This window comes from Algibacter sp. (assembly GCF_029245835.1).
GTDB lineage: Bacteria > Bacteroidota > Bacteroidia > Flavobacteriales > Flavobacteriaceae > Algibacter_B.
Genome location: NZ_JAQWOO010000027.1, coordinates 94302 through 110219, shown reverse-complemented (window position 1 = coordinate 110219; position 15918 = coordinate 94302). Strand labels below are relative to the sequence as shown.

Annotated in this window: 19 protein-coding genes; 9 read left to right on the top strand and 10 right to left on the bottom strand. The window is 30.9% G+C overall.

The annotated features are described in order from the left end of the window. Window positions 1-104: 104 nt before the first annotated feature. Window positions 105-2309, top strand: a complete 2205-nt coding sequence (locus P8K68_RS04220) for an ATP-dependent DNA helicase RecQ (protein WP_300248401.1) — start codon at window positions 105-107, stop codon at window positions 2307-2309. A gap of 400 nt (window positions 2310-2709) precedes the next feature. On the opposite strand, the gene P8K68_RS04215 is transcribed toward P8K68_RS04220, so the two are convergent. From P8K68_RS04215 to P8K68_RS04205, 3 genes are all read right to left on the bottom strand, one after another. Further along, window positions 2710-3441, bottom strand: a complete 732-nt coding sequence (locus P8K68_RS04215) for a TM2 domain-containing protein (protein WP_300248400.1) — start codon at window positions 3439-3441, stop codon at window positions 2710-2712. Between the two features lie 6 nt (window positions 3442-3447). Further along, window positions 3448-4173 carry an ion transporter gene (locus P8K68_RS04210; protein WP_300248399.1) on the bottom strand — a complete coding sequence of 242 codons (726 nt, stop codon included), beginning with the start codon at window positions 4171-4173 and terminating at the stop codon, window positions 3448-3450. A gap of 189 nt (window positions 4174-4362) precedes the next feature. Then, window positions 4363-4800, bottom strand: a complete 438-nt coding sequence (locus tag P8K68_RS04205) for a hypothetical protein (protein ID WP_300248398.1) — start codon at window positions 4798-4800, stop codon at window positions 4363-4365. Between the two features lie 277 nt (window positions 4801-5077). On the opposite strand from P8K68_RS04205, the gene P8K68_RS04200 reads away from it, so the two are divergent. From P8K68_RS04200 to P8K68_RS04185, 4 genes are all read left to right on the top strand, one after another. Then, window positions 5078-6010, top strand: a complete 933-nt coding sequence (locus P8K68_RS04200; protein ID WP_300248397.1) for a peptidylprolyl isomerase — start codon at window positions 5078-5080, stop codon at window positions 6008-6010. 211 nt (window positions 6011-6221) lie between these two features. Then, complete coding sequence (locus tag P8K68_RS04195) at window positions 6222-6647, top strand: hypothetical protein (protein WP_300248396.1); 426 nt, start codon at window positions 6222-6224, stop codon at window positions 6645-6647. Window positions 6648-6693: 46 nt separating this feature from the next. Beyond that, on the top strand, window positions 6694-7239 hold the full coding sequence (locus tag P8K68_RS04190) for a YfiT family bacillithiol transferase (protein WP_300248395.1): 546 nt from the start codon (window positions 6694-6696) through the stop codon (window positions 7237-7239). A 1-nt stretch (window position 7240) separates the two neighbouring features. Continuing rightward, complete coding sequence (locus P8K68_RS04185; protein ID WP_300248394.1) at window positions 7241-7726, top strand: GNAT family N-acetyltransferase; 486 nt, start codon at window positions 7241-7243, stop codon at window positions 7724-7726. Here P8K68_RS04185 and P8K68_RS04180 read toward each other — a convergent pair. After that, the gene (locus P8K68_RS04180; RefSeq protein WP_300248392.1) at window positions 7723-8280 is read right to left on the bottom strand and encodes a thioredoxin family protein; all 558 of its coding nucleotides are present in this window, start codon (window positions 8278-8280) and stop codon (window positions 7723-7725) included. The two genes, P8K68_RS04185 and P8K68_RS04180, sit on opposite strands and share 4 nt — an antisense overlap. Window positions 8281-8327: 47 nt before the next feature. Between P8K68_RS04180 and P8K68_RS04175 the strand changes: the two genes are divergently transcribed. Beyond that, window positions 8328-8663: a tRNA-binding protein gene (locus tag P8K68_RS04175; protein WP_300248391.1), complete on the top strand. Its 336-nt coding sequence runs from the start codon at window positions 8328-8330 to the stop codon at window positions 8661-8663. 61 nt (window positions 8664-8724) lie between these two features. Here the strand turns inward: P8K68_RS04175 and P8K68_RS04170 are convergent, their stop codons facing one another. Both P8K68_RS04170 and P8K68_RS04165 read right to left on the bottom strand, forming a co-directional pair. Continuing rightward, window positions 8725-9102, bottom strand: a complete 378-nt coding sequence (locus tag P8K68_RS04170) for a PUR family DNA/RNA-binding protein (protein ID WP_300248390.1) — start codon at window positions 9100-9102, stop codon at window positions 8725-8727. Window positions 9103-9237: 135 nt separating this feature from the next. Continuing rightward, the gene (locus tag P8K68_RS04165) at window positions 9238-11001 is read right to left on the bottom strand and encodes an ABC transporter ATP-binding protein (RefSeq protein WP_300248389.1); all 1764 of its coding nucleotides are present in this window, start codon (window positions 10999-11001) and stop codon (window positions 9238-9240) included. 206 nt (window positions 11002-11207) lie between these two features. Between P8K68_RS04165 and nusB the strand changes: the two genes are divergently transcribed. The 3 genes from nusB to yajC all read left to right on the top strand — a co-directional run bounded on the left by nusB (window position 11208) and on the right by yajC (window position 13042). After that, the gene (nusB, locus tag P8K68_RS04160) at window positions 11208-12155 is read left to right on the top strand and encodes a transcription antitermination factor NusB (protein WP_300248388.1); all 948 of its coding nucleotides are present in this window, start codon (window positions 11208-11210) and stop codon (window positions 12153-12155) included. Window positions 12156-12257: 102 nt separating this feature from the next. Next, complete coding sequence (locus P8K68_RS04155) at window positions 12258-12737, top strand: DUF1573 domain-containing protein (protein WP_300248387.1); 480 nt, start codon at window positions 12258-12260, stop codon at window positions 12735-12737. 11 nt (window positions 12738-12748) lie between these two features. After that, a complete protein-coding gene (gene yajC / locus P8K68_RS04150) occupies window positions 12749-13042 on the top strand; it encodes a preprotein translocase subunit YajC (protein ID WP_300248386.1) in 294 nt (97 codons plus the stop codon). Between the two features lie 152 nt (window positions 13043-13194). Here yajC and P8K68_RS04145 read toward each other — a convergent pair whose 3' ends face one another. From P8K68_RS04145 to P8K68_RS04130, 4 genes are all read right to left on the bottom strand, one after another. Beyond that, complete coding sequence (locus P8K68_RS04145; protein ID WP_300248385.1) at window positions 13195-14499, bottom strand: deoxyribodipyrimidine photo-lyase; 1305 nt, start codon at window positions 14497-14499, stop codon at window positions 13195-13197. Window positions 14500-14545: 46 nt separating this feature from the next. After that, the gene (locus tag P8K68_RS04140; protein ID WP_300248384.1) at window positions 14546-15010 is read right to left on the bottom strand and encodes an SRPBCC family protein; all 465 of its coding nucleotides are present in this window, start codon (window positions 15008-15010) and stop codon (window positions 14546-14548) included. 46 nt (window positions 15011-15056) lie between these two features. Next, window positions 15057-15518 carry a TspO/MBR family protein gene (locus P8K68_RS04135; RefSeq protein ID WP_300248383.1) on the bottom strand — a complete coding sequence of 154 codons (462 nt, stop codon included), beginning with the start codon at window positions 15516-15518 and terminating at the stop codon, window positions 15057-15059. A gap of 217 nt (window positions 15519-15735) precedes the next feature. Then, window positions 15736-15912 (bottom strand): Lacal_2735 family protein, encoded by a 177-nt coding sequence (locus P8K68_RS04130; protein ID WP_300248382.1) that lies wholly within the window; start codon window positions 15910-15912, stop codon window positions 15736-15738. Window positions 15913-15918: the final 6 nt, after the last annotated feature.

Here is a 15918-nt window from a genome sequence, read left to right as displayed (position 1 = left end):
ACTAACGAAAAAAATATGAGGGTTCTCTAAATGCTTTATGAAATTAATCAACCAAAATTTCTGTATATATAGAGATATAACAAAACAAAAATTTTAAACAATTCATGTCAATATCAAAAAGTGACTTGCATGCTGCTCTAAAAAAACATTTTGGATTTAGTAAATTTAAAGGACTTCAAGAACGTGTTATAGAAAGTTTATTAGCTAGGAAACATACATTCGTTATTATGCCAACTGGTGGTGGTAAATCATTATGTTACCAATTACCAGCTTTAATGGAAGAAGGAACAGCTATTGTAGTATCGCCATTAATAGCTTTAATGAAAAACCAAGTAGATGCTATTAGAGGTATTTCTAAAGAGCATGGAGTGGCTCACGTATTAAACTCTTCATTAAATAAAACAGAAGTCAAACAGGTAAAAGAAGATATAGTAAATGGCATTACAAAATTACTATATGTAGCACCAGAGTCTCTTACTAAAGAAGAAAACGTTGAGTTTTTAAGATCTGTTAAAATATCGTTCATGGCCATTGATGAGGCGCATTGCATTAGTGAATGGGGACATGATTTTAGACCAGAGTACAGAAACCTGCGCCATATTATAAAGCGTATAGGAGATAATATTCCAATTATAGGCTTAACCGCTACAGCAACACCTAAAGTTCAAGAAGATATTATTAAGAACCTTGGTATAGGAGATGCAAAAACTTTTAAAGCCTCTTTTAACCGTCCTAACTTATATTACGAAGTACGACCAAAAACTAAAAATGTAGATGTCGATATTATTCGTTTCATAAAACAAAATGATAAAAAATCAGGCATCGTATATTGTCTAAGCAGAAAACGTGTTGAAGAGTTGGCACAAGTACTCCAAGTAAACGGGATAAACGCAGTGCCATATCATGCAGGATTAGATGCCAAAACACGCTCTAGCCATCAAGATAAATTCTTAATGGAAGATGTAGATGTGGTGGTAGCTACCATTGCATTTGGTATGGGAATCGATAAACCCGATGTGCGATTTGTTATCCATCATGATATACCTAAAAGCATCGAGAGTTATTATCAAGAAACTGGGAGAGCAGGTCGTGATGGTGGTGAGGGCCATTGTTTAGCTTACTACGCTTATAAAGATATAGAAAAACTGGAAAAATTCATGTCTGGTAAGCCTGTTGCCGAACAAGAAATTGGGCAAGCCTTATTGCAAGAAGTGGTCGCTTTCGCGGAAACATCTATTTCCAGAAGGAAATTTATCCTTCATTATTTTGGTGAAGAGTTTGATACTAAAACTGGTGAAGGTGGCGATATGGATGATAATGTAAGACATCCAAAAAAGAAAGTTGAAGCCAAAGATGAAGTTAAAATACTTTTAGAAATTATAGATAGCACTAACGAAAAGTACAAGTCTAAAGATTTAGTAAATGTTTTAATAGGTAAAGAAAACGCATTAATTAACTCACACAGAACCAACGAACAACCTTTTTTTGGTAAAGGAAAACATAAAGATAACAAATATTGGATGGCCCTGTTAAGGCAAGTATTAGTTGTAGGTTTTCTTAGAAAAGATATAGAAACTTACGGCGTTATTAAATTACAAGATACTGGTAGAGACTTTATAAAAAAGCCAGTATCCTTTATGATGACCGAAGATCATATCTTTGAAGGCGCACAAGAAGATGGTAGTATTATCACCGCAACAAAAGGCAGTGGGGCAGTGGCAGACCCTGTTTTAATGAGCATGTTAAAAGACCTGCGTAAAAGGAGTGCAAAAAAACTTGGCGTGCCACCATTTGTTATTTTCCAAGATCCATCTTTAGAAGATATGGCGCTAAAATATCCAATAAATCTAACCGAGTTAAGTAATGTTCATGGTGTAGGCGAGGGTAAAGCCAAAAAATATGGAAAAGATTTTGTAACCTTTATCGAAAAATATGTTGAGGAAAACGATATTACCCGTCCGGACGATTTGGTTGTAAAATCCACCGGTAGTAACTCCGCAAATAAGCTTTATATCATTCAAAATGTCGATAGAAAATTACCACTAGATGATATTTCTTCATCAAAAGGCATGTCTATGGTAGATTTTATAAAAGAAATGGAAGTTATCGTATATTCAGGCACCAAGTTAAATATCGATTATTGGCTTAACGATATTCTAGACGAAGACCAGCAAGAAGAAATCCACGAATATTTTATGGAATCAGAAACTGATGATATCGATGCCGCTATCGATGAGTTTGATGGCGATTACGATGATGAAGAGCTTCGTTTATACCGAATTAAGTTTATTAGTGAAGTAGCAAATTAATTGTGAAATAATTTGGGCGTTACCATAAGGGTCGGGCTTTTATTCATGCTTTTCTATTTAATATTTTTTGATTCATGATCATAAATGTTTCGCTATATCTTTTTTATATGTCATAGCGAGGACGAAGGCCGTTGCTATCTGTTAAATTAAAGTTCTAAATAAAGTCTATGTTTACTATTTTAAAAAAGGATGCCGCTGCAATCCCTTACGCATTTGCTTGCTAGCTTATGTTTTAATTCTAAGATTGCTGTTTTTTGGAGAGATTCGTTTAAAGTGTTTGTGTAAGAAAAGTTGTATGTTTTAAGTACTAAAGTTAGCAAATAAATCACAAATAGAAAGTCCGCGTTGACTTTCGTAAATTGGCTTTTACCAGCAATTTTTTTTTTACACGGTGTTTTGCTTAGTTTGTTATTCTAAATTGATTGTAATAACTATATTCTGGATTAAATTTAGTGTCAAATTTTTCTGTTGACATTGATAAATATGAAATAAATTCAAATAGTGAAATTATTGCAGGAATAAGTAAAAATGAAAACATAAAATACAAAATACCTTGTCCAATTTGTCCTAAATAAAACTTATGAATTCCTAAACTTCCTAAAATCGGAAATGCCAATATTGTTGTTGTCTTTTTTGATTTTCTTTTTTGTTTAGCTAACTCAAGATTTCCATTGATAAATACTTTTGTTTCGTTATTAAATTTATCCATCAAAGCAACAAATTCATTACGCTTATCTTCTAAATAGTCAATACTCTTGTCTTTAAAGTCATCATCAATTAAAGAACTTCCGTGGTCAAATTTATTGTTGTATTGATTCACTAATTCGTTAAGGTCAGTTAATTGATTTAAAGTTTCATTACCAGTAAAAGATATGTTTGATAACATTAAATCAGTTATGTCTATTAATCTTGACGCATTTGCTTTATTGGTTGAAACAAATTTGACTTTTTGAATTTCTTTAATAGCCTTTATGATTTGACTGTCAGAAGGTTTTATTCTCCCCGAATAATTACTTATTTCTCGAACTGTGTAAGAATTAGCTCCTTTTAAAATTGTATTTGCTCCTGCACGACCAAATTCTCTTCCAAATTGTCTTGATGCTCCACTAACGATGTCGTTTAGTATATTCATATTTTTTTAGTTAGGTTTTTTTATGTTTTCTTCTTCTATTTCTCTAGCTTTTGATAAAGCACTTGCAACTAAACCTGCTGGAATTGTAACAATTCCAACACCAATTAGCAATATGAAAAAAGTAAATATTTTCCCTCCAACTGTTATCGGATAAACATCTCCATAACCAACTGTAGTTAAAGTTACAACTGCCCACCAACCACTATGTAAAACAGAAGTGAATATTTCAGGTTGAGCTTCGTTTTCAAAAAAGTAAATTCCTGCAGATGCTAGAAAAATGAAAATAGATGTTACAATTAAAAATAGAACTATCTCCTCCTTTACAATTTTAGCCGCTATATGAAATCGGTTTAAGGCTTTGTTATATCTAATTAGTTTTAAAGCTCTAAATATTCTGAAAATCCTAAAAACTCTTAATGCTCGTAAGTCATACGCTCCTTTGAGATAGAAAGGGAAAATGGCAAGGAAGTCAATTATTCCATAAAAGCTAAAAATATACCTAAATGGTTTTTTTGAAACGTAAATTCTCAATAGATATTCAACAGAAAATATTAAGACACATAATAACTCAAAAGTTTTTAGAGTTTCAATTGTGTTTTTAGAGTTGTCGGGAAAGGTTTCAATTGTAAATGCAATAAGCGATAATAGAATTAAAATTTGAATAAAATAGTCAAATATTTTTCCTTTTTTGGATTTATTATCTTCTATAATATTTCTTAATTTTTCTTTCATTTATCGTTTTTCTAAATTAAGCACAATGCAAAGATAAGTTTCCGTTTCAATAAAATTTATCGATTGTTAAACGAAGTTATCGTTTTTTTCTGACAAAGTCAAGTAATTTCAAAACCGCTATCATCAAATTTTTAGTAGATTAAAAAAATAAATAACTTAGTATAAGTCATAGTAGAGCAACTTATTAACTTAAAGTGTGTTAAATAAAATCTCCTGTTTTTTGGCTGATAATTTTAAAATTTTGATACTTTTTTTATCAAATTTTGGAACATCTTCTTTTTCAATCTGGAAATCTATTCTGGTCATATATCGATTGGATACATTAGAATGGTCGGATTCAAATTCATCCATATCCGAATTTAACACTAAATCAAAATCATTTCCTTCTAAAGAAAGTGTTGCACCTTTATTAGTTTTAATTTTAAAACTGCCTACTATTATAGTGATGACATAAAAGTAGCCACCTAATTCAGAAGTTTTAGCAAATAGGATATTTTGTTCTGAAACAGCAAAGGCTTCCTCATCAATTGCGTTAATAAGATCCTTAATTTGATTATCATCAAGAGTTGCCTCTTTGTTTCGAGTATTTCCTAAAGCACCAAAGATTTTATTTAAACTAAATTTCATCGAAAATCATTTTTGTAAAACTAAAATTATAATTGTTAAGTGCAAAACTATAATTGTAAATCATTTTATGTGTCCATTATTTTTGTTTTCTATTGGTCACATGCAGCTTCCATTTAGTATTATCTGTTATATCAAAATCAGTTATGGAGGTTTCATGTCATTCTATATTATTTTTGTAAAAGGATGCCTGCGACATACATTTTATGATTTTACTTAAGTATTAAGTTTTAGTTATGTATGTTTTATATATTTGCAGCTTCTAATAAAAAATACTATCATGCAAGACGGATTATACGCAAAATTCAATACAACAAAAGGAGAAATTCTTGTTACTTTAGAATACAAAAAAACACCAGGAACAGTGGGGCATTTTGTGGCTTTAGCTGAAGGGAACCTAGAAAACAAAGTAAAACCTCAAGGTACACCATATTACGATGGTTTAAAATTCCATAGAGTTATTCCAGATTTTATGATTCAAGGCGGATGCCCACAAGGTTCAGGTTCTGGAAATCCAGGATACCAGTTTGATGATGAGTTTCATCCAGATTTAAAACACGACGGACCAGGAATTTTATCTATGGCCAATGCAGGACCAGGAACAAATGGAAGTCAGTTTTTTATAACCCATACAGAAACAGCTTGGTTAGATGGGAAACATACCGTTTTTGGTAAAGTACAAAGCGGACAAGATATTGTTGATGCTATAGCACAAGGTGATAAAATTGAAACTTTAGAAATAGTTAGAGTTGGAGCAGATGCTGAAGCTTTTAATCCTATTGAAGCCTTTAGAACGTTTGAAGGTTCAAGAGCAAAAAGAGAGGCAGAAGTTAAAGCAGCAGCAGCAGCAGAGTTAGATAAATTGGCTTCAGGTTTTGATAAAACTGAAAGCGGATTGCGTTACCAAATTATCCAAAAAGGTGATGGTGTAAAAGCAGAAAAAGGGCAAACAGTTTCTGTGCATTATAAAGGTCAGTTATCAGACGGAACTGTTTTTGATTCGTCATACAAACGTAATGCACCTATCGATTTTCCTTTAGGAGTTGGTCAAGTTATTCCGGGATGGGATGAAGGGATTAGTTTACTAAAAGTAGGCGACAAGGCACGTTTGGTAATTCCAAGTCATTTAGGCTACGGAAGTGCAGGTGCTGGAGGTGTTATTCCACCAGATGCTACTCTAGTTTTTGATGTAGAGTTAATGGCTGTAAAGTAAGCAGAGAACAACTTTTTTTTTTAAAGTTAGTGAATCGCTTATACTGAATGTAGTGAAGTATCTCTATCAAAAGAGACTCAAAATAAAATAATTATTAAAAAGCACTCTAGTTTCTAGAGTGTTTTTTTGTTCCTAAAAGTAGCATAGCGTTTAATTTAAGGGTTTGTCGAATATATTTTATCAATTAAAGGTCTAAATATACTTTTGCATTATGATAAGTGTAAAGGAAACCAATTTAAATTCAGAAGTATTAAAAGAACTTAATTATGCTTTTGGCGATGTGTTTATTTTTAATGGCTTTGTAATTTCTGAGTTTAAAAGTGGTATTAATTTTAATTGGAAAGATCATGCTAGCCAAATTGTTGAAGATGTTACTTGTTTTCTGGGTACAGATGGGCAAGATCTTATTTATATTTCCAATCGGATTAACTCTTATGCTGTTGTAGCACTTGACTGGTTGAGTTTTTATAAAAGTAATTATTTTTTAAAAGGATATTATGTGGTTTCTGAAAGACCAAGTAATAAACTCAATCTTATGGTAGAAAGTTTATTCTTTAAGCATAAAATAAAAAATTTCAATTCGCTTTTTACAGCCGTTAATTGGGCAAAAAAAAACGACACCTTAGAAGTTGCCTAATCATAATTTATACTTATTTTAGATTCTATTTTCAAAATTGAAATTTGTGAATACTTCAGAATTAGAACAATTAAAATACCCTATCGGACAGTTTGATTGCCCTAATAATATTTCCAATCAACATATTGAAAGTTGGATTTCTATTCTAGAGCATTTTCCAAATCGTTTAGAAAATCTGGTTAAAGATTTATCAAATCAGCAGTTAGATACCCAATACAGACCAGAAGGGTGGACTATTCGTCAAGTTATTCACCATATTTCAGATAGTCATCATCATAGTTACACCCGTTTTAAATGGGCATTAACAGAAGATAAACCTGTTATAAAAGCATATCATGAAGATCGTTGGGCAGAACTTATAGATTCTAAAGCGGCACCAATAGATATGTCTTTAAATCATATAAGAGCCATTCATTTTAAGTTGGTGTATTTGTTAAAAAAATTGTCTGATGATGATTTGGGAAAATATTTTATTCATCCTGAAACCAATAGAGAAGTGAAATTACATTTTAATATTGGTAATTATGCGTGGCATAGTAACCATCATTTCGCACATATCGAAAATTTAATTAAACGTAAAGGTTGGCTTTAATATGATTAGATCAGTACATATAAGCGATATTGATAAGTTATTAGATATATATAATTATTATGTATTGCATACCACCGTTACTTTTGATATTGAAGCGCTTTCCCTTGAAGCGTTTTCAGAAAAAGTAAATCACATAAATGCTGAATATCCTTTTATTGTTTACGAAGAAAATAATAATATTCTAGGATTTGCTTACGGTAGTAGATTTAGACCGAAACCAGCGTATAACTATGTGGTAGAATCTACCGTATATGTGCAGCACAACGCACATGGAAAACAGATTGGCACCAAACTATATGCTGAATTATTGAAGCAATTAAAAGCCACTAATTTGCATACTGTTCTAGGTGTTTTAACAATCCCTAATGCCGCAAGTATAAAACTACATGAGAAATTTGGATTCGAGCAAGTGGCAAATTTAAAAGAAGTAGGTTTGAAATTTGGCAAATGGCAAGATGTTGGTATTTGGCAATTAAAATTAGATTAATTTCTCCATTTAATATTACAACCAATACTTGGCTTTTGGATGGCGTTATTTTCTTTGCCTTCAATCAAACAATGTAATGCATGTCGTAAATCTTTCCCAGTAATAGGAATTCCATTTCCAGGTCTAGAATCATCTAATTGACCTCTGTAAGATAATTTTAAATCGCCATCAAAAACATAAAAATCTGGAGTACAAGCAGCATCATAAGCTTTTGCTATATCTTGAGATTCATCATATAAATACGGAAAGGGGTAGTTGTTATTTTTTGCATGCGCCTTCATTTTTTCTGGTGAATCTTGAGGGTAATTAACAACGTCGTTACTAGAAATAGCAATACAAGCAATACCTTTTTCTGCGAAAGCGTTAGCTATAGAAACGATTTCAGGATTAACATGAATAACGAAAGGGCAGTGGTTACAGATAAACATAATAACAGTGCCTTTTTCTCCTTTTAGTTCTTTAAGGTTTAATGGATTTTCTGAAACCGTATCGAAAAGTGAAAATTCAGGTGCTTTAGTTCCTAATGGAAGCATGTTTGAAGGAGTTCTTGACATAGCTTTATAATTTATTCAAAGTTCGGGATAATTTGTATTTTTAAAAAATGGATAGCACAATTACTTTTAACGACTTTACTAGAGTAGATTTACGGGTAGGAACTATAATTGAAGTTAATGATTTCCCAGAAGCACGACACCCAGCTTATCAACTTACTATAGATTTTGGAGATTTAGGGGTTAAAAAATCTTCAGCTCAAATAACGACACGTTATGAAAAAGCAGATTTACTAAATAGACAAATCGTTGCGGTGGTTAACTTTCCTAAAAAGAAAATAGCTAAATTTAGTAGCGATTGCTTGGTATTAGGAGCTGTAAATGGTAAAGATGTTATACTTTTAAAGCCAGAGGTGAAAGTGAAAAATGGTAGTAGTGTGAGCTAAGATAATAGCATAAAAAAACCGCTGCTTTTGGCAACGGTATTTATAGTTTTATTTTAAGATTTTAAATGTCATCAAAATCTATGTCTGTAAAACTTTCAGGTTTTTCAGTTTTTATAGAGGCTTCAGTAACTTTAGAGGCATCATCTTCATATTCTTTTTTAAAGTCTTTTTGATGGCGTTCACTGATCACTTCATCACCTTTTTCTCTAATGATATAATCTGTCATTTCAGCTAGAATCTCTTTAAATTCAGTAAAGTCTTCTTTGTAAATATATATTTTGTGCTTTTTGTAATGAAACGAACCGTCATCATTAGTAAACTTTTTACTTTCAGTAATTGTCAAATAATAATCTTCAGCTTTAGTTGCTCTTACATCAAAAAAATAGGTTCTTCTACCTGCTCTTAATACTTTTGAAAAAATCTCTTCATTTTCCATCATGCCTTGTACGTATTTATTTATCTAGTTATAATATCAAAAATCTTAAAAAAAACGTTAATAACCAATAGATTTTAATTTTTCTTTTTAAAATATTGGATTTCATTGCATTTAATTGAATAAAAATACGCTTTCTTATTATAATTTGTTGGAAGTTGTTTCGCTTAATTGTTTTAAGTATAAATGCTTATAATAGCCATCTACATTAATTAGTGTTTCATGAGTGCCTTGTTGAACAATTTTCCCTTCGTCTAAAACAATTATTTTATTTGCATTTTTAGCTGAAGATACTCTATGGCTAACTATAATAGATGTTTTACCCTTGGAGATTTTGCTGAGGTTTTTTAAAATTTTCTCTTCAGTTTCAGTATCAACAGCAGATAGGCAATCATCAAATAATAAAATTTTTGGCGACTTTATAATCGCTCTTGCTATTGATACCCGTTGTTTTTGTCCACCTGATAATGTAATACCTCGTTCTCCTAATACCGTATCGTAACCTTTATTAAATTTAATTATGTTTTTGTGTACCTGAGCATTTTTTGCCGCTTCAATAACATCAGCATCTGTAGCATCTTGTTTACCGAATTTAATATTGGTTTTTATAGAATCAGAAAACAAAAAGGCATCTTGAGGTACATAACCAATACTATCTCGTAAATCATTTAAATTTAGTTCGTCAATGTCAGTACTGCTTATTTTAATGGATCCTTTATCAATATCATAAAGCCTTCCAATTAAATCTAAAATTGTAGATTTTCCAGAGCCCGTTTTTCCTAAAATAGCTAAAGTTTCACCTTCATTAATTTTAAAACTTACATTTTTTAGCGCTTGAATATTTGTATCGTCGTAGGTGAATGATACATCTTTAAAAACAATATGTCCATTAATTTCAGTAGGATTATCAACTTTATTTTTAATTTCAGGTTCAATTTTTAAGAATTCATTAATTCTTTTTTGTGATGCTTCAGCTTGTTGAATTATGGATGTTACCCAACCGACAGTTGCAACTGGCCATGTAAGCATATTTACATATATAATAAACTCAGCAATAGTACCAATACTCTCAATTTCTCCATTAATATATTGCATACCTCCAACATAAATAACTAGTAAATTACTTGTCCCAATGAGTAATATCATCATAGGAAAAAACCATGCTTGTACTTTAGCTAAGCTGATTTGTTTGTCTTTGCTTTCCGCGGAAAGCGATTTAAAATTAATGGAAGTTTGTGGCTCAATGCCATAAGCTTTTATTACAGAAATACCACTGAAAGATTCTTGTGTAAATGTGGAAAGCTTAGATAAATATTCTTGAACAATAGTACTTCGCTTATGGATTTCTTTACTTAATTTATAAATAATAACTGATAGGATAGGAAGCGGTACAACAGTATATAGCGTTAGTTTTGGTGATGCATTAACCATGTAAATAATAACTATAACAAAAAGTGCAAGTGTATTTATACTATACATTAATGCTGGACCTCCATACATACGAACTCGAGATACATCTTCTGTAATACGGTTCATTAAATCGCCAGTTCTATTCTTTTTATAGAAGTTTAACGAAAGCCTTTGGTATTGCGCATAAATTTCATTTTTTAAATCATATTCAATATAACGCGACACATTTATAATAGTCTGCCTCATAAAAAAAGTAAGAATAGCAGCAATAAGAGCAGCTCCAATAATATACAGAATAGCTTCTAATAAATCTGCTCTAAAAACGTCTTCACTGATAGATTTATCAAAATATTTTTCGATAGCTACAAATATTTTTTTTACATAACGTGGTGTATATAAAAGAAATAACCTTGCAATAATGGTGATGATGGAACCTACAATGAGATGCCATCTATATTTAAAAAAGTATTTATTTAAATGCCTTAATTCTTTCATTAACTTTCTAAGGAATATGATAGCAAATATAGGGCATTAATGCTAATTAAGGCGATTTATAAGGTCTGCTAATTGTTAAATATAGCTTAAAATAAATCACCGTAATAATTAAAAAATATGTGATGTTTATTTTAAATATAATGTTATTTTTGCGGCACTAAAAAACAATGAAAGTATTTCATAATTTTTAATTAAAGTTCTTTGTAATGATGCTAAATAGAAGACATATCCGTGTAAAAGTCATGCAAACCATGTATGCCTTTAAAGGTAGTGAGAGTGACGATTTTAGTAAGGATCAAAAATTTTTACTGTTTAGTATTGATAACATGTACAACTTGTATTTGTTGTTAATGGCTTTGCTTATTGAAGTTCAAAAAAGAGCTGAAAGTGATTTACAAAAAAAGCAAAAAAAGCATCTTGCAACTAAAGAAGATAAAGACCCAAATAGAAAGTTTGTTAACAACCAGTTATTGAAACTTTTGAAAGAAAATCTTGCGTTAAAAAATCAACTTGAAGCCAATAAAATAAACAATTGGGAGTTAGATGGTGAGTATATCGATATTATTTTTAAAGATATCATCTCTAGTGATTTATACAAAGAATATATGAAAACCAGAGTCTCTGATTTTAAAGAAGACAAAGTTTTTATTATTGATGTTTTTAAAGATATTATTGCTCCAAACGATAAGCTTTATGATTATATGGAAGATAAAAACCTAACCTGGTTAGATGACCTTCCAACAGTTAACACCACCATTTTAAAATTGCTTAGAAAGGTAAAGGAAACCTCTGCTGAAAATTACTTTACACCTAAACTATATAGAGATATTGAAGACAAGCAGTTTGCAATCGATTTATTCAAGAAAACACTTTTAAATAGTACCGCTATAAATACAGAGATTGATCTGAAAACAAAAAATTGGGATTCAGATCGTATTGCTAATGTAGATTTTGTGTTGTTACAAATGGCTATTTGTGAATTAAATAACTTTCCGTCAATACCAGTAAAAGTAACTATTAATGAGTATTTAGAAATTTCAAAAGAATATTCTACTCCTAAAAGCAGTATTTTTATTAATGGTATTTTAGATAAGCTTGTTAAGGAATATGAAGCTTCTGGAGAATTGAAAAAAGTTGGTCGCGGACTCATGTAAAACAAGTTTTAGTAACAAAGATGTGTTAAGAAGAATACAAAAATTTTTAATCGTTTAAATAATTACTATTTTTGCGGAACTTTAAATCTTAAAATATTTATCATGAAGAAAATAATATTAGGACTTAGCGCCATGTGTTTAATCGCTTTTACCTCTTGTAAAGAGAACGCTACTCAAAAAATTGAAGAGAGTAATGTTGCTGCTGCTGCTGCTCGAGACGCAGTTTCGTCTAAATTTCCAGTACTAGAGTTCGATAAAAAAGAGCACGATTTTGGAGAAATTGAAGCTAAAACTGCTGTTGAAACGACTTTTAAGTACACGAATAAGGGTGAAGCCCCTTTAGTTATTACAGATATTAAAAGTTCTTGTGGTTGTACCGTACCTCAAGATTGGAGTAGAGAGCCTTTGTTACCTGGTAGTTCTGGTGAGTTTTCGGTTAAATTTAACGGAAGCGGTTCAAATAAAATTACTAAAACTATAACAGTTACTGCTAACACTGAAAAAGGTTCTGAGATTGTAAAAATTACAGCATTTGTAAAACCAGACCCTGCTAAATCACAACCAATACAAGCTAAAAGCTAAATAAATTTATAATGGGAGAAGGAATAGGTAGTTTATTACCATTTGTATTAATGTTTGTTGTTGTGTATTTCTTTATGATTGCACCACAAATGAAACGTGCAAAAAAGGAAAAGAAATTTGCAGCCGAATTAAAGCGTGGCGATAAAGTAATCACTAAAAGTGGTTTACACGGTAAAATTTCAGAGTTAAATGATAAGGATAACAGTTGTGTTATTGAAACTATGGCTGGAAAATTAAAGTTTGATAGATCATCCATTTCTATGGAAATGAGTTCAAAACTTAATGCTCCAGTAAAAGTGAAGTAGTACATCATTTTACTTTTTATAAAATCAAATTATAAAAAAAGCTTCCGTTTGGAAGCTTTTTTTGTGGTAATAAAAAATAACAACCACTCTATATATTATTTGAAGTTAATTTATATAATATAAAAAACTGTTCGTTAACAATATACTATAGCTTAATTCAAAGCTGCTTTGTAAGTTTCTAAACACCTTTCTCTAGCAAACTTATGGTCTACCATAGGCTGTGGGTAAGTGAATTCTTGAAAATCAGGAACCCATTGCTTAATATAATTCAAATCTTTATCAAATTTTTGGATTTGAGTAGTAGGATTAAAAATTCTAAAATACGGCGCAGCATCAACACCACTTCCAGCAACCCATTGCCAGTTGCCAATGTTGCTTGCCATTTCATAATCGTGTAATTTTTCAGCAAAATAAGCTTCGCCCCAGCGCCAATCAATTAGTAAATGTTTGCATAAAAAACTACCTACTAACATTCTAATACGATTATGCATAAAGCCTGTTTCGTTAAGTTGTCTCATGCCAGCATCAACTAAAGGGTACCCTGTTTTTCCTTCGCACCAAGTTTTGAACTCAACTTCGTTATTACGCCATTCTATTCTGTCGTATTTCGATTTAAAACTTGACTCTTTTGTATGTGGAAAATGCCAAAGAATTTGCATAAAAAATTCGCGCCAAATTAGCTCTTGCCAAAATATTTCATTGTTTTCAGCAATGGCTTTTTTAATCATTTTACGAACACTTACGGTTCCAAACCGTAAATGCGGACCAAGTCTGGAAGTGCTGTCTTTAGCGGGAAAATTTCGAGTTGCTTCATACTCTTGAATAAGTATTGGCGTTACTGTATAAGGTTTTATATTCTGACTGGATTTTTTAAAACCAACCTCAGATAAACTCAGGTTTGGTAATCTTGAATGTTCTACCAAATTATTCATATGGGTGTTTGTGTGGAAAATTTTTAAATCGTGAGATTTAAATGTTTCTTTCCAGAGTTTCATATAGGGCGTGTAAACCACATAAGGTGTTCCGTCTTTTTTTACGACATCGTCTCTTTCAAAAATAACTTGATCTTTAAAAGTTTTGAATTCAATATTATTTTCAGCTAAAAAAGATTGTATTATTTCATCACGCTTTGTAGCATAAGGTTCATAATCATGGTTAGTATAAACCGCCTCTATGTCGTATTCCTCAACTAAATCCTTATATATGTCAATTGGTTTGCCATGGAATATCGCAATACTGCTATGATGTTCTTTTTGTAAAGTTGAACACATGTCTTGCAGTGTTTCATGAATAAACGTAACACGTGCATCATCTTCTGGAAGCTTTTCTAAAATTTCAGAATCAAAAATAAAAATAGGTAACACTGGATTTTCAGAATTTAAGGCTTCAAAAAATCCAACATTATCGTCCAATCTTAAATCACGTCTAAACCAAAATATATTTACAGTTTGCTTCATTAAATGTTTCAGTTTTTTTTATTTCCGCGAAAGCGAAAACCTAATTTTACTTATAAACGCCAAAAAGTTCTTCTAATTTTTCAGTTCTATAATTAAAAATTTCTTCCAATTTAGGTTTCACTAATATAGGATGAACCAGTTGTCCTAGCAAACCAAAAGGCACTTTATAGTCTATAATATCTTCCATTTCTACACCACCATCAATTTCCTTAATAAAATGTTTATGATGCCATAACGCATAAGGTCCATATCGTTGTTCGTCAACAAAATAATGCTTATCAACAATGTGTGTAATTTCAGTAACCCATTTTGTTTTTATACTTAAAATTGGGGTAACAATGTATTGTATAATTTGACCAGCAAACATAGGTCTGTCTGCTCCTGATAATATATTAAAACTCATATAATCAGGAGTAATTGTTTTGAGGTTTCTTGGATCTGATAAAAAATCCCAGGCTTGCTCTATAGTAATTGGTAAGTTCTGTTTTTTGTGAAGTGTGTATATTTTCATAGATAGATATTTTTTCTATTCCCTTGAATAAGTGAATCTCTAAAAATTAATTGTACAATAGAATATAGCCATTAAGTGAAGTTGCAATACACAACCAAATTAAATAGGGAAGAATGAGCATGGTTTTTAAACCCATTTCTTTTTTATAGGAAAACATAAATGCTGAAACAACAACGGTGAGTAGCAGAATGACTGTAAATCCAAAACCTACTAAATGTTGATTGAAAAAAATATAATTCCAAATAACGTTTAAAACAAATTGAATACTGAATAGTATAATAACATTAGTTGATGAAAGCATTTTGTATAAGTATGCCATGTATATTGAAAAACAAATCATAATACTAGTCCAAGCTACACCAAAAACCCAACCAGGTGGTGTCCAAGGTGCTTGATTTAAATTTGTATACCATGCTGTTTGTGGTCCATTCTCCATCAGCCAACTTCCAATAGCAAGCGCTCCAAAATTGATTACCAAAAAAAATAAGATGTATTTGAGGAGCTTCATTTTTAATATTTAATTGTTGATGAATTTAATTGGTTTTTTAGTCTCACTTATTGAATATAAGAATATTAAGTTATTAGTTTTAACTATTATAAAATGAATTATAAAGTATAACTTACTTCTTTAATTCCTGTAACTTTTAATATGTGGTTGATTATGGATGATGCAACTCCTATAAGCTAATACTCCAAAATTTATTGCTAAATATGTTTAAATGTATTTAAGCGGCTTTACTTTTTAGCATATTTATTTGTTGAGCAATAATTTGAGCTTCTGCATATTTTTCATCACTAGCAGACCGATTAACTGAAGAAAGTGTATGCCATTCCTGCATCAGTTTTTTAAATCTTTTTTCTAGTTTTTCTATTTTAGATTTCTTTTTTAATAATCCGAACATGGCTTT